The organism is Streptomyces misionensis (genome assembly GCF_007896895.1).
Taxonomy (GTDB): Bacteria; Actinomycetota; Actinomycetes; order Streptomycetales; family Streptomycetaceae; genus Streptomyces; species Streptomyces misionensis_A.
The window spans coordinates 1-19225 of record NZ_VOGW01000191.1 but is presented as its reverse complement, the minus strand read 5'-3'; the positions used below and the strand labels follow the sequence as shown (position 1 = coordinate 19225).

Annotated in this window: 18 protein-coding genes and 1 pseudogene; 16 read left to right on the top strand and 3 right to left on the bottom strand. The window is 73.0% G+C overall.

Annotation, left to right across the window (positions count from 1 at the left end; translation table 11 throughout):
• Window positions 1–511, bottom strand: a 511-nt coding sequence (locus FRZ03_RS34585; protein WP_146469080.1) for a hypothetical protein, incomplete at its 3' end; no start/stop codon positions are given.
• Window positions 512–794: 283 nt separating this feature from the next.
• On the opposite strand from FRZ03_RS34585, the gene fmt reads away from it, so the two are divergent.
• The 11 genes from fmt to FRZ03_RS34530 all read left to right on the top strand — a co-directional run bounded on the left by fmt (window position 795) and on the right by FRZ03_RS34530 (window position 12798).
• Window positions 795–1727 carry a methionyl-tRNA formyltransferase gene (fmt, locus tag FRZ03_RS34580; RefSeq protein ID WP_146469018.1) on the top strand — a complete coding sequence of 311 codons (933 nt, stop codon included), beginning with the start codon at window positions 795–797 and terminating at the stop codon, window positions 1725–1727.
• Between the two features lie 131 nt (window positions 1728–1858).
• Entirely contained in the window at window positions 1859–3280 is a 1422-nt protein-coding gene (locus tag FRZ03_RS34575) for an RsmB/NOP family class I SAM-dependent RNA methyltransferase (protein WP_146469017.1), read from the top strand.
• A 171-nt stretch (window positions 3281–3451) separates the two neighbouring features.
• Window positions 3452–4138, top strand: a complete 687-nt coding sequence (rpe, locus tag FRZ03_RS34570; RefSeq protein WP_146469016.1) for a ribulose-phosphate 3-epimerase — start codon at window positions 3452–3454, stop codon at window positions 4136–4138.
• Window positions 4139–4228: 90 nt separating this feature from the next.
• Entirely contained in the window at window positions 4229–5272 is a 1044-nt protein-coding gene (locus FRZ03_RS34565) for a sugar-binding transcriptional regulator (protein ID WP_146469015.1), read from the top strand.
• Between the two features lie 111 nt (window positions 5273–5383).
• Window positions 5384–5860: a guanyl-specific ribonuclease gene (locus FRZ03_RS34560; RefSeq protein WP_146469014.1), complete on the top strand. Its 477-nt coding sequence runs from the start codon at window positions 5384–5386 to the stop codon at window positions 5858–5860.
• Window positions 5857–6177 (top strand): barstar family protein, encoded by a 321-nt coding sequence (locus FRZ03_RS34555; protein ID WP_146469013.1) that lies wholly within the window; start codon window positions 5857–5859, stop codon window positions 6175–6177. The genes FRZ03_RS34560 and FRZ03_RS34555 overlap by 4 nt, the downstream gene beginning before the upstream one ends.
• Window positions 6178–6279: 102 nt before the next feature.
• On the top strand, window positions 6280–8283 hold the full coding sequence (locus tag FRZ03_RS34550; RefSeq protein ID WP_146469012.1) for a tetratricopeptide repeat protein: 2004 nt from the start codon (window positions 6280–6282) through the stop codon (window positions 8281–8283).
• A gap of 151 nt (window positions 8284–8434) precedes the next feature.
• Window positions 8435–8863, top strand: coding sequence for a hypothetical protein (locus FRZ03_RS34545; protein ID WP_146469011.1), 429 nt, complete (start codon window positions 8435–8437; stop codon window positions 8861–8863).
• A 172-nt stretch (window positions 8864–9035) separates the two neighbouring features.
• Window positions 9036–10478, top strand: coding sequence for a GuaB1 family IMP dehydrogenase-related protein (locus FRZ03_RS34540; RefSeq protein WP_186785788.1), 1443 nt, complete (start codon window positions 9036–9038; stop codon window positions 10476–10478).
• Between the two features lie 348 nt (window positions 10479–10826).
• On the top strand, window positions 10827–12314 hold the full coding sequence (locus tag FRZ03_RS34535; protein WP_146469009.1) for an amino acid permease: 1488 nt from the start codon (window positions 10827–10829) through the stop codon (window positions 12312–12314).
• Window positions 12315–12345: 31 nt separating this feature from the next.
• Complete coding sequence (locus FRZ03_RS34530) at window positions 12346–12798, top strand: Lrp/AsnC family transcriptional regulator (protein ID WP_023552128.1); 453 nt, start codon at window positions 12346–12348, stop codon at window positions 12796–12798.
• 28 nt (window positions 12799–12826) lie between these two features.
• Here FRZ03_RS34530 and FRZ03_RS34525 read toward each other — a convergent pair whose 3' ends face one another.
• On the bottom strand, window positions 12827–13567 hold the full coding sequence (locus FRZ03_RS34525; protein WP_146469008.1) for a GntR family transcriptional regulator: 741 nt from the start codon (window positions 13565–13567) through the stop codon (window positions 12827–12829).
• A gap of 404 nt (window positions 13568–13971) precedes the next feature.
• Here FRZ03_RS34525 and FRZ03_RS34520 point away from each other — a divergent pair.
• From FRZ03_RS34520 to FRZ03_RS34500, 5 genes and pseudogenes are all read left to right on the top strand, one after another.
• Window positions 13972–14193 (top strand): annotated as a pseudogene (locus FRZ03_RS34520) (roadblock/LC7 domain-containing protein); the annotation flags it as partial.
• A 7-nt stretch (window positions 14194–14200) separates the two neighbouring features.
• Window positions 14201–14581, top strand: a complete 381-nt coding sequence (locus FRZ03_RS34515; RefSeq protein WP_261399473.1) for a DUF742 domain-containing protein — start codon at window positions 14201–14203, stop codon at window positions 14579–14581.
• A gap of 102 nt (window positions 14582–14683) precedes the next feature.
• Window positions 14684–15340: a DUF4232 domain-containing protein gene (locus FRZ03_RS34510; RefSeq protein WP_146469007.1), complete on the top strand. Its 657-nt coding sequence runs from the start codon at window positions 14684–14686 to the stop codon at window positions 15338–15340.
• A 249-nt stretch (window positions 15341–15589) separates the two neighbouring features.
• Window positions 15590–16378, top strand: a complete 789-nt coding sequence (locus FRZ03_RS34505; protein ID WP_146469006.1) for a carbon-nitrogen hydrolase family protein — start codon at window positions 15590–15592, stop codon at window positions 16376–16378.
• A 56-nt stretch (window positions 16379–16434) separates the two neighbouring features.
• Window positions 16435–18147, top strand: coding sequence for a flavin monoamine oxidase family protein (locus FRZ03_RS34500; RefSeq protein ID WP_146469005.1), 1713 nt, complete (start codon window positions 16435–16437; stop codon window positions 18145–18147).
• A 65-nt stretch (window positions 18148–18212) separates the two neighbouring features.
• On the opposite strand, the gene FRZ03_RS34495 is transcribed toward FRZ03_RS34500, so the two are convergent.
• Window positions 18213–19142 carry a TIGR03619 family F420-dependent LLM class oxidoreductase gene (locus FRZ03_RS34495; protein WP_146469004.1) on the bottom strand — a complete coding sequence of 310 codons (930 nt, stop codon included), beginning with the start codon at window positions 19140–19142 and terminating at the stop codon, window positions 18213–18215.
• Window positions 19143–19225: the final 83 nt, after the last annotated feature.

Here is a 19225-nt window from a genome sequence, read left to right as displayed (position 1 = left end):
GGCGTGCGTCCTCGCGCAGGGTCGGGCTGCCCGCGGTCGGCTGGGTCGGCATGGAACGGGCGGCGGGGACCGTCGGCACCGGGGGCAGGCCCGCGTTCACACTGAGCGTGCGGGTGCCGGACGACTCCGGCGTCCGCTCGGCCTCGGTGGCCGCCTGCGCGGCGGCGCGGCGGGCGCCGTAACGGCGGTGCACCGCCTGCTTGGTGACGCCGAGCGCCGAGCCCACCGCGTCCCAGGAGAAACCGAGCGAGCGGTCGAAGTCCACGGCGGCCGTGACCAGTGTCTCGACGCTGTCCCGCAGCTCCTGGGCGAGACGGACCGTGGGGGCGGGGGCGCGTCCGTAGACGACGAAGCCCGTGGACGGGCCGGTGCGGCGCGGGCGGTAGACGTTGCCCAACTGGGCGGTGAGCGTGCGCAGTGCGTCCACCTGCCGGCGGACCCGCTCGATGTCCCGCACCAGCAAGTGCAGGCTGGCCCGGGCCTGGGCGTCGTGGGTTGCGTGGTCGGCCATGAACAAGCCTCTCGAACCGGCGTTGAAAGGAATTGGGCGGCTGAAGCGGCCCTATGTGGTCAACTCTTTCTTGACCAACGCCTGTGCGCTCCGCTGGTCACGGGGTGGGGGCGTGCAGGCATATGCGTACGCCGTTCGTCCGCCCGCGCGCCGCCCGGCGTCCAGCCGGCCCGGCAGCCGGGCGAGTCGCGCGCCGTCGTGCTCCGCGGAGTGCCGGTTCACGGGCGGTCATAGACTGGTGCGCTGCCCGTACGATCCCCGCCCGAGAGGCCCGATCCCGCCCATGAAGCTCGTCTTCGCCGGTACCCCCGAGGTCGCCGTTCCCGCCCTGGACGCCCTGCTCGCCTCCGGGCGGCACGAGGTGGCCGCCGTCGTCACCCGGCCCGACGCACCCGCGGGACGGGGCCGCAGGCTGGTCGCGTCGCCCGTGGCCGAGCGGGCTGAGGAGGCCGGCATCGAGGTGCTGAAGCCGGCCAGGCCGCGGGACCCCGAGTTCCTCGCCCGGCTGACGGAGATCGCCCCGGACTGCTGCCCGGTCGTCGCCTACGGCGCGCTGCTGCCCCGCGTCGCCCTGGACATCCCCGCGCACGGCTGGGTCAACCTGCACTTCTCGCTGCTGCCCGCCTGGCGCGGGGCCGCGCCCGTGCAGCACTCGATCATGGCGGGCGACGAGATCACCGGCGCGTCCACCTTCCTCATCGAGGAGGGCCTGGACTCCGGCCCGGTGTACGGCACGGTGACGGAGGAGATCCGGCCCACCGACACCAGCGGCGACCTGCTCACCCGGCTGGCCTTCGCCGGGGCCGGGCTGCTCGCGGCCACCATGGACGGCATCGAGGACGGCACCCTGAAGGCCGTGCCGCAGCCGGCCGAGGGCATCACCCTCGCGCCGAAGATCACCGTCGAGGACGCCCAGGTGGACTGGGAGACGCCGGCGCTGCGCGTCGACCGGGTGGTGCGCGGCTGCACCCCGGCGCCCGGCGCCTGGACCACCTTCCGCGGCGAGCGGCTCAAGCTCATCCAGGTCACCCCGGTGCCCGACCGGGCCGGCCTCGCGCCCGGACGGCTCGCGGCCGGCAAGAACAGCGTGCACGTGGGCACCGGCTCCTACGCCGTCGAACTCCTCTGGGTCCAGGCCCAGGGCAAGAAGCCGATGCGCGCGGCCGACTGGGCCCGGGGGGTACGGATCACGGAGGGCGAGACCCTGGGCGGCTGACGGGGCCGGTACGGCGGCGGGGCGCGTCCACGCCGCCTGCTCGCCGGCCGGCGCTCCCCGCGCACCCCCGCTCACCTCCGCCGACGTAGGCTTGGCGGCACACCCCCTTTCACCTCCGGAGCACCTTTTTCGTGAGCGAGCAGTCGCGGCGGGGCCGTAAGCCCGCCAAGCCCTACCGGCGTCCCAAGAAGGACCCCGTCCGCATCCTGGCCTTCGACGCGCTGCGGGCGGTGGACGAGCGGGACGCCTATGCCAATCTCGTGCTGCCGCCGTTGCTGCGGAAGGCGCGGGAGAAGGGCGACTTCGACGCGCGCGACGCCGCGCTCGCCACCGAGCTGGTGTACGGGACGCTGCGCCGGCAGGGCACGTACGACGCGGTGATCGCCGCATGCGTGGACCGGCCGCTGCGCGAGGTGGACCCGCCGGTGCTCGACGTGCTGAGCCTGGGCGCGCACCAGTTGCTGGGGACGCGCATCCCGAGCCACGCCGCCGTGTCCGCCACCGTGGAACTCGCCCGGGTCGTGCTGGGCGACGGGCGGGCCAAGTTCGTCAACGCGGTGCTGCGCAAGGTGGCGCAGCACGATCTCGACGCATGGGTCGAGAAGGTCGCGCCGCCGTACGACGAGGACCCCGAGGACCACCTCGCCGTGGTGCACTCGCACCCCCGCTGGGTCGTCTCCGCGCTGTGGGACTCGCTGGGCGGCGGGCGCGCCGGCATCGAGGAGCTGCTCGCGGCCGACAACGAGCGGCCGCGGGTGACGCTGGTGGCGCGGCCCGGCCGGGCCACCACCGAGGAGCTGCTGCGCGAGGAGGCCGCCGAGCCCGGGCGCTGGTCGCCGTACGCCGTGCGGCTGGCCGAGGGCGGTGAGCCGGGCGCGGTCGAGGCGGTGCGCGAGGGGCGCGCCGGGGTGCAGGACGAGGGCAGCCAGCTGGTGGCCCTCGCGCTGGCCAACGCCCCCCTGGAGGGGCCGGACACCAGGTGGCTCGACGGGTGCGCCGGACCCGGCGGGAAGGCCGCGCTGCTGGGCGCGCTCGCCGCCGAGCGGGGTGCCGCGCTGCTCGCCTCCGAGAAGCAGCCGCACCGGGCCGGTCTGGTCGCCAAGGCGCTGGCCGGCAACCCGGGGCCGTACCAGGTGATCGCCGCGGACGGCACCCGGCCGCCGTGGCGGCCGGGCAGTTTCGACCGGGTGCTGGTGGACGTGCCGTGCACCGGGCTCGGCGCGCTGCGGCGGCGGCCCGAGGCCCGCTGGCGCCGGCGCCCCGAGGACCTGGACAACTTCGCTCCCCTCCAGCGCGCCCTGCTGCGGACCGCGCTCGACTCGGTGCGCGTCGGCGGCGTGGTCGGCTATGCCACCTGCTCCCCGCACCTCGCCGAGACCCGGGCGGTCGTCGCCGATGTGCTCAAGCAGTACCCGGACACCGAACTGATCGACGCCCGGCCGCTGCTGCCCGGTGTCCCCGCGCTCGGCGAGGGCCCGGACATCCAGCTGTGGCCGCATCTGCACGGCACTGACGCGATGTATCTGGCGCTGATCCGCAAGACCGCCGGCTGACGGTCGCGAGGAGCGGCGCGGGCACCATTTCACCGCGTGCGCCGGTTCCGTCGCCGTCGGTTGTCCACAGGGGCGTCCGGACCATCAGACAAACAGCAGATCAGTATGATGAACGGTCTCGCCTGTGGACCGGCGCGAACATCAGTGCCCCGGACATGGCAGTCTTGGGGCATGGCCGTGCAGATCAACCCCAGCATCCTGTCCGCCGACTTCGCCCGCCTGGCGGAGGAGGCCAAGGCTGTCCAGGGCGCCGACTGGCTCCACGTCGACGTCATGGACAACCACTTCGTCCCCAACCTCACGCTCGGCGTGCCGGTGGTGGAGTCCCTGGCCCGTGCGACGGACACCCCGCTGGACTGCCACCTGATGATCGAGGACCCCGACCGCTGGGCCCCTCAGTACGTGGAGGCGGGCGCCTCGTCGGTCACCTTCCACGTGGAGGCGGCCGCCGCCCCGGTGCGGCTCGCCCGCGAGATCCGCGCCAAGGGCGCGCGCGCCTCCATGGCGCTCAAGCCCGCGACGCCCATCGAGCCGTACGAGGACCTGCTGCCGGAACTCGACATGCTGCTCGTCATGACCGTCGAGCCGGGCTTCGGCGGCCAGGCCTTCCTCGACATCATGCTGCCGAAGATCCGGCGCACCCGTGAGCTGATCGGCAAGCACGGCCTCCAGCTCTGGTTGCAGGTCGACGGCGGTGTCTCGGCCGCCACGATCGAGCGGTGCGCGGAGGCGGGCGCCGACGTGTTCGTCGCCGGCTCGGCGGTCTACGGGGCGAAGGACCCGGCGGACGCGGTGCGTGCCCTGCGCGCTCAGGCGGAGGCGGCCACCGCCGGGGCGTCCTGGGCATGCGACCACTGAGCCACGGCTGCGTGAACGGTTGAGAGAACGCCGCCCATCAGGGCGGATCAGTTGCGCCGGATCTGCAAGGATGAACGGCGAATCCAGAGTGTGAACAGCAGTGAGGAGATCGCCGTGTCGGGTATGTCGGCGGGCCGGTCAGCCATGCGGATGGGACCCGCTGAGCTGGTCCAGGCGGCGGCCATGGCCCGCCGCTTCTACCTTGAGGGCAAGTCCAAGATCCAGATCGCGGAGGAGTTCGGCGTCAGCCGCTTCAAGGTGGCCCGGGTCCTGGAGACGGCTCTCGAACGGGATCTCGTACGCATCGAGATCCGCGTGCCGGCCGAGCTGGACGCCGAGCGCTCCGACGCGCTCCGTGCCCGCTACGGCCTGAGGCACGCCGTCGTGGTCGAGTCCCCGGCGGAGGCCGAGGAGACCCCCGACCCGGAGAACCTCGGCGAGGTCGCGGCCGACCTGCTCGGCGAGCTGGTCAACGAGGGGGACGTGCTGGGGCTGGCCTGGGGCCGGTCCACCATCCACATGGCGGCCGCGCTCGACCGGCTGCCGCCGTGCACGGTGGTGCAGCTGACGGGTGTGTACGACGCCGGCACCTCGGAGCGCGGCTCGGTCGAGGCCGTGCGCCGCGCCGCCCAGGTCTCGGGCGGCGACGCGCACCCGATCTACGCGCCGATGCTGCTGCCGGACGCGGCCACCGCGGCGGCCCTGCGCAACCAGACCGGGATCGCCCGCGCCTTCGAGTACTTCGACAAGGTCACGGTCGCCTGCGTCTCCATCGGCTCCTGGGAGCCGGGCATCTCGACGGTGCACGACATGCTCAGCGACGAGGAGCGGGCGCACTACGCCTCGCTCGGTGTCGCCGCCGAGATGGCCGCGCACCTCTTCGACGCCGAGGGGCGCCGGATCGGTCGGGACCTGGGGGAGCGGTGCATCACCGTCAAGGCCGACCAGCTGCGCCGTATCCCGGAGGTCGTGGCGATCGCCGGCGGTCAGCGCAAGGCGGCGGCGATCGACGCGGTGCTGCGGTCCGGGCTGGTCACCAGCCTGGTCACGGACACCTCGGCCGCGGACTACCTGATGACCGCGGGACCGTCGCCGAAGCCCGCGCTCAGTCGGCAGGACCCCGACGGGCAGTGAGCGGCGGTGAGGGGGGCCGGCGGACGAGACGGCCGCCGACCGCCCTCGCCTCCGCCGCCTTCCGCGGGGCACGGGTCGTCCGGGCCGGCCGGTCGTGAAAGCATCGTCCGCATGGTGTCGCGGTACGTCCCCCTGAAGTTCCGATGGTCCCGATCGCCCGGCCGGGCCCCGTCCCGTGTGCTCGCGGGGCTGCTGGTCGTCCTCGCCGTGCTGCTCGCCGGGTGCGCCACGGGCACCAGCACGGGTACCGGCGCGGGGACGAGCGGCGGCCCGTCGTCCGCCGCCGTGGCCACTCCCGGGTGGGCCAGGGGCATGGCCACCGTGCCCGAGTCCCGGCTGCCTCCCGAGGCCCGGCGGACCCTGGCCCTGATCGACCGGGGCGGGCCCTATCCCTACTCCCGCGACGGGATCGTCTTCGGGAACTACGAGAAACACCTGCCGAAGCACCAGCGCGGCTACTACCACGAGTACACGGTGCCGACCCCCGGCTCGCGCGACCGCGGGGCGCGCCGCGTCATCACGGGACAGGGCGGGGAGTTCTACTACACCGATGACCACTACGACTCGTTCCGGGCGGTGCTGAGATGACCCGGCGACCCACGGACCGCGCGGTCGTCGCCCTGGATCTCTCCCGGGTCGCGGACAAGGCCGCCCTGATGGACGCCGTGGCACGGGCCCTCGCCCTGCCCGACTGGTTCGGCCGCAACTGGGACGCGCTCCTGGACAGCCTCTGCGACCCCTCCGTCTGGCCGGCCGCGGCGGCCGAGCGCGGCCTGCTGCTCGTCGTCACGGGCTGGGAGCGGTACGCGGAAGCCCACCCCGACGAATGGCGGGTGGCCCGGCAGATCTTCACCGAGGCGAGCGAGGACCCGGCCCCCGTGACGGTGGCGTTGGCGTTGGGGTGAGGGCGGCCGGGTATGCGGATGCCTGGCATAACGGCACGTCAACTCGCCCTTGCCGCTAGGCTCCTGGGAAACGGAGCGATGCGGTACGGGGGTCGGCGAGACGTGGTGTACCAGGTTCCGGCGGAGCCGGCGCACTTTGTGGACCGTGAGCGGGAACAGGCACGGGCACGGCAACTGGTCATGGAGCGGCGGACGACGGACGGCGGTACCCGCCCGCTGTGCCTGCTGCTGCGCGGCTACCCCGGCACCGGCAAGACCGAGCTGGCGTTCCGCCTGGCCCGCGCCCTGCACGAGCAGCATCCGGACGGCGTCCTCTACGTCGATCTGGACGACGTGCGGTGCGACGGCGGCGTGGAGGTCGCCGACGTCCTCGGCGAGCTGCTGCGCGGCCTGAAGGCGGAGTGGGTCGCGCCCGAATTCCGACAGCGGGCCCGCCAGTACTGGTCGCTGACCCACGGCAAACGGCTCGTGGTCATCGTCGACAATGCCCGTTACGGCACCGAGGTCGAGCCCCTGCTGCCCGCCTCGGGCGACAGTCTGGTGATCGTCACCAGCCATGGGCCGCTGTACGACCTGGAGGCCGGCGCGGCAACCGAGTTTCCGCTGGCCCCGCTCGACCCTGATGACGCGCTGCGACTGCTCGAGCTGGTCACCGAGGACACGCGGCTGGCCGCCGAGCCGGAGCAGACGCGCCGCCTGCTGGCCTTGTGCTCGGGGCTGCCGGCCGCGCTGCACATCGCGGGGAAGTGGCTGCGCCGCCACCGGGAGCGGCCGCTCGCCCGGCTGCTCGACCGGCTCGACACCGAACTGACGGAGAAGGGTATCCCCGTGGTGGAGCATGTGTGGGACGCGGCGTACGAAAGCCTGGGCCCCGACGCGGCCCTCCTCTACCGGCTGCTGGCCCGCTTCCCGGCCCCCTCCTTCACCCTTGCCGCCGTCGACGCCCTGCTCGGCCGGGGCCTCGACACGGCCGAGGACGCGCTGGACGAACTGCGCGCGGCCGGGCTGCTGGACGGCCGCGACCCCGACGGCCGTGAGCGCCTTCCGGAGCTGCTGCGCGCCCACGCCCGCCGCCGCGCGGAGGCATACGGAGACCAGGCCGAGCGCGCGGAGGCGTTGCACCGGCTCGTGCTCTGGTACGTGCGCCAGGCGCAGCGCGCGGACCTTGCAGCTGCCGGACCGCGCCTGAAGACGGCGGCCGAGGTCGGGCCGGTGCCCGGCACCCGTGACGTGCTCTTCGAACGGTCCGTAGACGCGCCGGGCGACTCGGCGGCCCGGGCGTACCACTGGCTGGAGGCCGAACGGCACGCGCTGTTCGGCTGTGTCCGCATCGCCCGCACGAGCGCGACCGCGGGGGAGTGGGGCCTCGCGGAGGTGCCGGCGCTGTGCGAGCCGCTGTGGACCCACTTCCTCCAGAACCCGCACCACGGCGATCACATCGACGCCTTCCGCGCGGGCGTGGCCGCCGCACAGCAGGCCGCCGAACCGCGCACGCTGGTCCGCATGCGCTGCCAGCTGGCCAGGCCGCTCTGGGAGCAGGGCGAGTTCGAAGAGGCCGAGCAGCAGCTGTCCCAGGCGTGGTCGACCGTCCAGGCCGCCTTCGGCACGTCGCCGGACGAACGCAGACTCGCCGCCTCCACCCGGGAGTTCCTGGGCATGCTCAGTTCCGCGCGCGGCAACTGGGCCGACGCGGCGGCACAGTTCGAGGCATCCGGGGCGGTGCACGAGGAGATCGGGAACGCCTACGGCGCCACCCTGCAGCGGTACCGACGGGGCGAGGCACTGGCCCGGCTCGGGGAATGGGAGGGCGCCGCCGAACTGCTGGAGCGGGCCCGCGCGGAGTTCGCCGCGGGCGGCCGCACCCGGCTCACCGGGCGCGTCGAACTCGCCCTCGGCGGGGTGTACGCCCGGCTCGACCGCACCGACGAGGCGCGCGCACGGTACCTGGCGGCACTGGAGGCGGCACGCGCGGTGAACGGCGCCCGCGACGAGGCCCGCGTTCTGGATGCCCTTGCCGACCTCGCCGAAGGCACCGGGCAGGAAGCACAGGCCGAGGAACACCGGGCGGCGGCACGGCGGGTGTGGGCGCGGCTGGGACTCGGCTGAGCACGGCGGTGTCTCTCCGCCCCATGGCGCGCCCTCGCCGAGCGCGGTCGGACCGGGCGGGTCCGCCAGGACTCACCGGACGGTGGGGCGATCGTGACGAGGTCGTGCGAAACGCCCCGGTCGGATGCCGTGTCCATGCAGAATGCCCTCCATGAACGAGTGGCTCATCGCCCTGCTGGCAGCGTTGATCGGTGCCGGATCCGCACTTGGTGGCAGCGTCATCTCGGCCCGGTCCACCCGGGCCGCGGGGGAGCGGCAGGCCGAGGCGGCCTTGGAGGCGCTGCGGCTGAGCGTCGCCGAGCAGCGGGCGGGGCGGCTGGTCGACCAGCGGCGCCAGGCGTACGTCCGGTTCCTGGAGGCGGCGGGCGCGGTCACCGAGACCCGCCGTACCGGTGAGGGCCGCCCCGGCGATCGTACCGACCTGCGCCGCGCCCACGACCTGGTGCTGCTGGAAGGGCCGGCCGAGGTGGCTGTCGCGGCCACCGCGCTCGTGGACCAGGTCCGGCGCGGCGGTCGCCCGGACACGCTGGACACGGCCCGCGAGGCGTTCCTGGAAGCGGCCCGCGCCGCGCTGCGGTGACCGGCCGCGTCAGATCCTCGTTTCGGTGGATCCTCCGAAGACCGCCCCGGGGACCCTGGAGGTTTCGACCGGGCGGGATCGGGGGGAGGGCATGGGAGAATGAAGTACGTGCTCTTTTCCCCTCGGCGCACCCGTCGGGGGGTCGCCTCTGAACGACTGGGATGTGCAGCACGTGCGTTTCCTCAATGACATCCGGCCCACGTACGACCTGACGTACGACGACGTGTTCATGGTGCCGAGCCGCTCCGCGGTGGGCTCGCGGCAGGGTGTGGACCTCAGTTCGCCGGACGGCACGGGAACCACCATCCCGCTCGTCGTCGCCAACATGACCGCCATCGCCGGGCGGCGCATGGCCGAGACGGTGGCCCGCCGCGGTGGGCTGGTGGTCATCCCGCAGGACATCCCGATCGACGTGGTGACCGAGGTCGTCTCCTGGGTCAAGAGCCGCCACCTGGTGCTGGACACCCCGATCGTGCTGGCCCCGCACCAGACCGTCGCGGACGCCCTCGCGCTGCTGCCCAAGCGGGCGCACAACGCCGGTGTGGTCGTGGACGAGAACCAGCGCCCCATCGGCGTCGTCACCGACGCGGACCTCTCCGGGGTCGACCGCTTCACCCAGCTCGAAGTGGTCATGTCCAAGGACCTGCTCCTGCTGGACGCGGACATCGACCCGCGCGAGGCCTTCACCACCCTCGACACGCACAACCGGCGCTACGCCCCGGCCGTCGACAAGGACGGCAGGCTGGCCGGCATCCTCACCCGCAAGGGCGCCCTGCGCGCCACGCTGTACACCCCGGCCGTGGACGCGAACGGCAGGCTGCGCATCGCCGCCGCCGTCGGCATCAACGGCGATGTGGCGGGCAAGGCCAAGCAGCTGCTCGACGCGGGCGTGGACACCCTCGTCATCGACACCGCGCACGGCCACCAGGAGTCGATGATCAGCGCGATCAAGGTGGTGCGGGCCCTCGACCCGCAGGTGCCCATCGCCGCGGGCAACATCGTCTCCGCCGAGGGCGTCAAGGACCTGATCGAGGCGGGCGCGGACATCATCAAGGTCGGTGTCGGCCCCGGCGCCATGTGCACCACCCGCATGATGACCGGCGTGGGCCGCCCGCAGTTCTCCGCGGTGCTGGAGTGCGCCGCCGAGGCGCGCAAGTACGGCAAGCACGTGTGGGCCGACGGCGGCGTCCGGCACCCGCGCGACGTGGCCATGGCCCTGGCGGCCGGCGCCTCCAACGTGATGGTGGGCTCCTGGTTCGCCGGTACCTACGAGTCCCCGGGCGACCTCCAGCACGACGCGAACGGCCGCCCGTACAAGGAGTCGTTCGGCATGGCCTCGGCGCGCGCGGTGCGCAACCGCACGTCGGAGGAGTCGTCGTACGACCGCGCCCGCAAGGCGCTGTTCGAGGAGGGCATCTCCACCTCGCGAATGTTCCTCGACCCGGCCCGCCCGGGCGTCGAGGACCTGATCGACTCGATCATCGCGGGCGTCCGCTCCTCCTGCACCTACGCCGGCGCGGGCTCCCTGGAGGAGTTCGCCGAGCGGGCCATCGTCGGCATCCAGAGCGCGGCCGGCTACGCCGAGGGCAAGCCGCTGCACGCCAGCTGGGGCTGACCCTTTCCGGGAGCCCTCCCGGTCTCCTTCCGCGCCCCCGCGGCCCCCGTCGTTCCCCCTGGTGGGAGCGGCGAGGGCCGTCGGCATATCCGGGTCTCGACGCTCTTGTCCGGCCCGGCCCGATGCGCGGCGGTTGCGCAACGTTTGGCAGCCGGAGCACAACGTTCCGCCGTGACGTACGGTGGAACGCAACGATCATGCGGGTGTACGCAAGGTTGCTGCATTACCTCCGCGAAGGCCCGCCTCGTAGTGTGCTGCGCTGTACCCGGCGTCAGCAGCTGTCTTCGGCGCCACTCACGGCATCGGCGGCGGCAAGCGCGTCGACCGCATCGAACGAGGAGCCAGCGCGTGCTCGATCACGGCGCCCCGCCGCACAACCAGACATCGCCGGCCCCGGCCGCCCCGGGCCTCGGCGCCCGCCTGATGCGCCGCAAGCCCGTGGAACTCCTGGTCGCCGAGGGTGGCAAGGGCGAGGGCGGATCGCTGCGGCGCTCCCTCGGGCTGTGGCAGCTGACCATGATCAGCATCGGTGCCACGCTCGGCACCGGCATCTTCGTGGTGCTCGGCGAGGCGGTCCCCAAGGCCGGCCCGGCCGTCACCCTGTCCTTCGTGATCGCCGGGCTCACCGCGCTGTTCTCGGCCCTGTCCTACGCCGAACTGGCCGGCACCATCCCGGTCTCCGGCTCCTCCTATTCGTACGCGTACGCAACGATGGGCGAGCTGATCGCCTGGGTCTGCGGCTGGTGCCTGCTGCTGGAGTACGGCGTCTCGGTCGCCGCCGTGGCCGTCGGCTGGGGCCAGTACCTGAACGAGCTGCTGCACGGCACCATCGGCGTCACCGTCCCGGCCGCGCTGTCCGCCCCGCCCGGCCAGGGCGGCGTCTTCAACCTGCCCGCGCTGATCGTCGTCCTGCTCGCGATGGTGTTCCTGCTCGGCGGCGCCAAGGAGTCCGCGCGGGCCAACACCGTCATGGTGTGCGTGAAGATCGCGGCGCTGGTCCTCTTCTGCGCCATCGGCTTCATGGGCTTCAAGGCACACAACTACACCCCGTTCATGCCGCTCGGGATGACGGGCGTCAGCATGGCGGGCGCCACGCTGTTCTTCTCCTACATCGGCTTCGACGCCGCTTCCACCGCCGGTGAGGAGGCGAAGAACGCCCAGCGCGACCTGCCCCGCGCGATCATGCTGTCGCTGGTCATCGTGACGGGCCTGTACGTGCTGGTCGCCGCCGTCGCCGTCGGCGCCCGGCCCTGGCGGTCGTTCAACGACTCCGAGGCCGCGCTCGCGCAGATCATGAAGGACGTCACCGGGCAGAGCTTCTGGGCCACCCTGCTGGCCTTCTGCGCCGTCATCGCCATCGCCAGCGTCGTGCTGACCGTGCTCTACGGCCAGACCCGCATCCTGTTCGCCATGGCCCGCGACGGTCTGATGCCCAAGGTCTTCGCCCGGGTCCACCCGAAGAGCGGCGCCCCGCGGGCGAACACGGTCATCGTGTCCCTGTTCTGCGGCATCCTGGCGGCCGCGATCCCGCTGGGGCAGCTGGCCGACGCCACCAGCATCGGCACGCTGTTCGCCTTCGCCCTCGTCAATGTGGCCGTCGTGGTGCTGCGCTGGACGCGGCCGAACATGCGGCGCGGGTTCCGGGTGCCGCTGTCGCCGCTGCTGCCCGCGCTGGGCTTCGTCTTCTGCCTGTGGATGATGGGCAGCCTGTCCGTCGTGACCTGGACGGTGTTCGGTGTCTGGCTGGCGGTCGGGCTCGTGTTCTACTTCGTGTACGGCTTCCGCCGTTCCCGCCTCGCGACCGGTGAGGACCTCGCGGTGGCGGCAGAGAAGTGAACCGATCGACGAAGTAAGTGAACCACCCCCTGTGCTGAACGATCTCGACGAACGCATCGTGCACGCCCTCGCCGAGGACGCCCGCCGCTCCTACGCGGACATCGGGCAACTGGTCGGACTGTCCGCGCCCGCGGTCAAACGCCGCGTGGACCGGTTGCGGGCCACCGGAGCCATCACCGGATTCACCGTGCGGGTGGATCCGGCGGCGCTCGGCTGGGAGACCGAGGGGTACATCGAGATCTACTGCCGGCGCAACACGTCGCCGGAGACGATCCAGCGGGGCCTGGAGCGGTACCAGGAGGTGGTGGCCGCGTCGACGGTCACCGGGGACGCGGATGCCATCGCGCAGGTGTTCGCCTCGGACATGCGGCATTTCGAGCGGGTCCTGGAGCGGATCGCCGGGGAGCCGTTCGTGGAGCGGACCAAGTCCGTGCTGGTGCTGTCGCCGCTGCTGCGCCGGTTCTCCTCGGGGGCGCCGGGGTAGTGGGGCCCGGGGGCCGCGGGCCCGGCGGCTACTTCGCCGTCTTCCGTGTCAGCGCGTTGTTCCCGATGGAGTTGTGCACGCTGAACGTCACCGCGTCCGGCCGGTAGCGGTCGTCCGACCACTCCACCGGGCGGCCCTCGCGGGTCGTCGTCACCCGGCGGACCCGCAGGAGGGGGCTCGTGCGGCGCACGCCCAGCAGCTCGGCGTCGCGCGCGCCGCACGCCACCGCGTCGATGAGGTGCTCGCCGTAGGCGAAGACGAGGCCCGTGTCGTCGTACAGGCGCTGGGTGACGGAGGGGCAGTCGGGCTCGATGGACTCGACGGCCGGGGAGATCCAGTCGGCGTACACCGTGCGTTCGATCAGCACCGGCTCACCGTCCAGGCCGCGCACCCGCAGCACGTGCAGCACGGGGGTGCGCAGCGGCAGCTGGAGGCGTGCGGCGTCCTCGTGTCCGGCCGGGCGGTAGCCCTGGGAGACCACCCGGCCGGTGGCCTCGCGGCCCATCGCGCGGGCCCACTGGGCGAAGCTGCGCAGCTCCTCGAAGCTCTGGCTGCGTCGGCTGGCGAGCACCACGCGCCGGGCGCCCTGGCGGGAGCCGATCAGGCCTTCGGCGGTGAGGGCGGCGACGGCCTGGCGGACCGTGCCGCGGGAGACGCCGTAGTGCGCGGCCAGCTCCGACTCCGAGGGCAGCCGGCCGCCGACCGTGTACTCCTCGCGGCCGATCGCGCGCCGCAGCTCGTCGGCGATCTCCTCGTGTCGCGCTGTCATGCTTCCCCTCTGCGTAGCCGGCTGTGCACAGCGTGACCAGCCTAATCGACGTTCCGCCGGGATCGGGGCGAGCCGCAAGTGTGCGGGGATTCAGGGGCCGATGTTCCTCGCGCGTTCACCGCCGGGACATCGCAGGCAGGCGCACAGGGCCCTGACTTGTTCAGACAAGTCAGGGCCCCAAGTCCTCCCCGCCCGCTGGTGCCGGGCCGTCCTCGGCCCGGCCGCCCTCGATGGCGCTGCGCTGCACTGGGCCGACCTGTGGCGACGGTGGTCCGCCATTGCGGTTCGGGGTGACCGGTGCTGAAGTCGTCGTACACGCCCTGGACCCGGATCAGCGCGCGCAGTTCGGCGGTGACGGACACCATGGCGAAGCCCCACAGCGCCATCAGCGCGACGGCCGGGGACTGGCGAGATCGGCGGGGGAGCGGTTCGCGGCCGGCGGGGTGCGGCAGACCATGGTCATGCTGGACGACGCGTATCTGTTCATCACCCCGGCCGGCAGCGGCAGCAGGCTCGCCGTGCTCAGCGAGGCCGGCACCGACGTCGGCCAGCTCGCCCACGAGATGGCCCTGCTGGTCCGCCGTCTCGGCAGTCATCTGGACGCGGCCGCCCGTGCCACCCCGTGATCCCGCCGTGAGCGACGAGCACTGGTACGAGGACGAGACCGGGTCGATGGTGCGCCCCTACACGGTGACCCGGGGCCGCACCCGGCCCTCGGACCGGCACGCCATCGACCTGATGTCCCGGGTCACCGCCCGGGAGACGGACGCCGCAGAGGCCGGCGTCGACCACGCGGGAGCCGCCCTGCTGGAGCTGGTCCGGCGCGGCCCGCGCCCGGTCGCGGAGCTGGCCGCGGACGCCGATCTGCCGCTGACCGTCGTCAGGGTGGTGCTCGGCGACCTCGCCGAGGCGGGCCTCGTCCGCATCGATCCGCCGCGCCGCGCCCCGGCCGGCGGCCCGGCGGCCGATCCCGGGCTGCTGCGCGAGATCGTGGACCGGCTGCGCGACCTCTAGTGTTTGTAACAGCCATGTAGGGGACCGGTGTCGGCCGGAACCCGCCGTCGGCCGCGCATGTCTCAACCAGCAGCACGTCACCGGTACCGCTTAAGGGGAATCATGCGCGTCCAGAAGTTCTCGTTGCTCGCCGTCGCCGTCGCCGCCGGTCTGTCCCTCACCGCCTGCGGCGGCAGCGACAACGGCTCCTCCGGCGGCAACGACTCCGCCGCGTCGAGCGCCCCCTCGGGCGCCTCCGGCTCCCAGGGCTCCGGCACCCAGAGCTCCTCCCCCCAGGGCTCGGGCGGCAACGGCGGCTCCACGGGCGCCGGCCAGAACGGCGGCCAGGCGAGCGGCGGGCACGCCGCCACGGGCACCGGCCGCGCGTCCGGCGCCGGGTGCACCACCGCCCACCTGGCGTTCAGCACCTCCGGCGCGATGGCCGAGGGCGAACTGATCGTCAACATGAAGAACACCGGCTCGGCCAACTGCACCCTGCACGGCTTCCCCGGCGTCGACCTCAAGGGCAAGGACGGCACCGTCAGCGCCTCCCGCAGCAAGCTCACCGCCCCGGTGGTCACCCTCCAGCCGGGCGCGGAGACCCGCTTCACCCTGCACTACCCGCCGAACAACTCCGGCGGCTCCGGCGTGACCTTCACCCAGCTCGTCGTCACCCCGCCGAACGAGACCCACTCCACCGTCCTCCGGGCCGGCGTCAACGTGCCCGTCACCGAGGGCGGCCCCGCCATCACCGTCGACCCGGTCGGCACCGGCAAGTAACCCCGGTCCGCCCGCGCGCGGGGCGCCCGCCGGCACCCCGGGCGGCTCACCGGTGGGCCGGGGATGTCCGTTCCGTCCCCGGGCCGGCCGCCGGTCCGCCGGGACGCGCAACGAATCGCCGCCCCGGCCTCCTCGCACGCAACGAACCGCGCACCCGCGCGCAACGGCTGCTCCTTGTCCGGCCGAGCGCGCCGACCGTACCGTCTACCTGACCCCGAACCCCCCTTTTGTGACCGGTGAGGTAGACGCATGCGCACCGCCCTGCTCCAGAGCTCCGGCCGCCCCGGCTCCGTCGCCGGGAACCTCGCGGTCCTGGAGGAGGCGGCGGGCCGGGCCGCCGCCGCGGGCGCCGCGCTGCTGACCACCCCGGAGATGTTCCTCACCGGCTACGCGATCGGCGACGCCATCGGCCGTCTCGCCGAGGGCGCCGACGGCGAGTCCGCCGACGCGGTCGCGGACATCGCCGCACGGCACGGCGTCGCGATCGCCTACGGCTACCCGGAGCGCGCCGGCGCGGCCGTCCACAACTCCGTCCAGCTGATCTCCGCCGACGGCACCCGGCTCGCCAACTACCGCAAGACGCACCTGTTCGGCTGCTTCGAGCGCGAGCACTTCACCCCGGGCGAGCGACAGCTCGTCCAGGCCCGGCTGAACGGCCTCACCATCGGCCTGCTGATCTGCTACGACGTCGAGTTCCCGGAGAACGTCCGCGCCCACGCCCTGGCCGGCACCGATCTGCTGCTGGTGCCGACCGCGCAGATGCACCCCTACCAGTTCGTCGCCGAGTCGATGATCCCGGTGCGCGCCTTCGAGAACCAGATGTACGTCGCGTACGTCAACCGGGTCGGTGTGGAAGGGGAGTTCGAGTTCGTCGGGCTGTCCGTCCTCGCCGGTCCCGACGGCGTCGCCCGCACCCGCGCGGGGCGCGCCGAGCAGCTGGTGTGCGCCGACGCCGACCCCGCCTTCCTGGCGGCCTCCCGCGAGGCCAACCCGTATCTGGCGGACCGTCGCCCCGGCCTGTACGGGTCCCTCGTCTGACGTCCGCCGACCCCCTCGGCTTTCCCAGAGTTCTTCGTGCAAGGAGTCCGTACCCCATGACGTCCACGGTGCCCAACGCGGTCGAGCACAGCGACGCGCAGCAGCCGCCGATCACCATGTTCGGCCCGGACTTCCCCTACGCCTACGACGACTTCCTCGCCCATCCGGCGGGCCTCGGGCAGATCCCCGCGACCGAGCACGGCAGCGAGGTCGCGATCATCGGCGGCGGTCTGTCCGGCATCGTCGCCGCCTACGAGCTGATGAAGATGGGCCTTCGGCCCGTCGTCTACGAGGCCGACCAACTCGGCGGCCGGCTGCGCACGGTGGGCTTCGACGGCTGCGACGAGGACCTCAACTGCGAGCTGGGCGCGATGCGCTTCCCGCCGTCCTCCACGGCCCTGCAGCACTACATCGACCTGGTCGGCCTGACGACCAAGCCGTTCCCCAACCCGCTGGCCGAGGCGACCCCGTCGACCGTCGTGGACCTCAAGGGCGAGACGCACTACGCCGAGACCATCGACGACCTGCCCCAGGTGTACCGGGACGTCGCCGACGCCTGGAACAAGTGCCTGGACGAGGGCGCCGACTTCTCCGACATGAACCGCGCCATGCGCGAGCGGGACGTCCCGCGCATCCGCGAGATCTGGGCGAAGCTGGTGGAGAAGCTGGACAACCAGACCTTCTACGGCTTCCTCTGCGACTCCGAGGCGTTCAAGTCCTTCCGGCACCGCGAGATCTTCGGCCAGGTCGGCTTCGGCACCGGCGGCTGGGACACCGACTTCCCCAACTCCATCCTGGAGATCCTGCGCGTCGTCTACACCGAGGCCGACGACCACCACCGGGGCATCGTCGGCGGCTCCCAGCAACTGCCGCTGCGGCTGTGGGAGCGCGAGCCGGAGAAGATCGTGCACTGGCCGCACGGCACCTCGCTGAAGTCCCTGCACACCGGCGGCGAGCCGCGCCCGGCCGTGACCCGGCTGCACCGCACCGCGGGCAACCGGATCACGGTGACCGACGCGGGCGGTGACATCCGCACCTACCGGGCGGCGATCTTCACCGCGCAGTCCTGGATGCTGCTGTCCAAGATCGACTGCGACGACTCGCTCTTCCCGATCGACCACTGGACCGCGATCGAGCGCACCCACTACATGGAGTCCAGCAAGCTCTTCGTCCCCGTGGACCGGCCGTTCTGGCTGGACAAGGCCGTCGACGACCAGGGGAACCCGACGGGCCGGGACGTCATGTCGATGACGCTCACCGACCGCATGACGCGCGGGACCTACCTGCTCGACGACGGCCCGGACAAGCCCGCCGTGATCTGCCTGTCGTACACCTGGTGCGACGACAGCCTGAAGTGGCTGCCGCTGTCCGCGAACGAGCGGATGGAGGTCATGCTGAAGTCGCTCGGCGAGATCTACCCGAACGTCGACATCAGGAAGCACATCATCGGCAACCCGGTGACCGTCTCCTGGGAGAACGAGCCTTACTTCATGGGCGCGTTCAAGGCCAATCTGCCGGGCCACTACCGCTACCAGCGGCGCCTGTTCACGCACTTCATGCAGGACCGGCTGCCCGCGGACAAGCGGGGCATCTTCCTGGCGGGCGACGACATCTCCTGGACGGCCGGCTGGGCCGAGGGGGCCGTGCAGACCGCGCTGAACGCGGTCTGGGGCGTCATGCACCACTTCGGCGGCGCGACCGACGCGACCAACCCCGGCCCGGGCGACGTCTACGACGAGATCGCCCCGGTCGAACTCCCGGAGGACTGACCGGCGCGGGACGGACCGGGACCGGGGTTCCCCGGGGGACCCGGCCGGGGCGCGGGCGGCCGGCCTCAGACCCCGGCGGCCCGCGCCTTCTCGAAGACCTCCGCGGCGACGTCCGTGAGCTCCGCCGCGTCCCGCGCGGTGCCCTGGAGATCGATCAGGATCTCGTCCAGGCCGATGGCCGCGTGCTCCGCCAGGTCCTGCACGATCTGGTCGACGCTGCCCTGGAACGGCCGCCGGTCGGCGCCCTCGTAGGGCTTCGGCAGGCGGGTGGTGTTCACCCGCAGCACCGTGCGGATCGGCGCCGTACGCCCCCGCTCCTCGGCCAGCTCCCGCAGCCGCCGCCAGTCGGCCGCGACCCGCTCGGCCCCGGTGCTCACCGGCAGCCAGCCGTCGGCCCGGTCCACCAGGCGCCGCCAGGCCCGGCGGTTGCCCGCGGCCAGCAGGATCGGGATCGGCCGCGCGGGCTTGGGTCCCACCACGGCCGGGGCGATCTTCGTCAGGGTGCCGTCGTGGGCGACCGGGTCGGGGCCCCAGACCGCGCGGCACACGTCGATGATCTCGTCCAGCACCTTGCCGCGCTCCTCGAACGGCCGTACGCCGGCCGCCGCGTACTCGTCCAGGGACCAGCCGGTGCCGAGGCCCGCCAGCACCCGGCCGCCGCTCGCCGCGTCCAGCGAGGCCAGCGCCTTCGCGAGCTGGAACGGCAGGTGCAGCGGCGCGATCAGCACGCTGGTGCCCAGCTCGGCCCGCCGGGTCGCCGCCGCGGCCAGGGTGAGGGTGACCAGCGGCTCCGCCACCGACCGGTACTGGTCGGGCCAGGGCAGGCCGTCGATGTTGTAGAGCCCCTGGGTGGCGGGCTCCGGGAACAGGGCCCGTTCGAAGACCCACAGGCTGTCGTAGCCGATGTCCTCGGCGGCGCGCGCCACGTCGGGGACGTCCTTGCCGATCGAGTACTGCCGCATCTGGGGAAGACCGAGACCGAGCCGGGTCGCCATGCCGTTGCTCCTCCGCGTTCGGGTACGTCGCGGCCAACGTGCCATGGACCCGGCGGTGTTCCGGTGGCGGCGCGCCAGGGGCG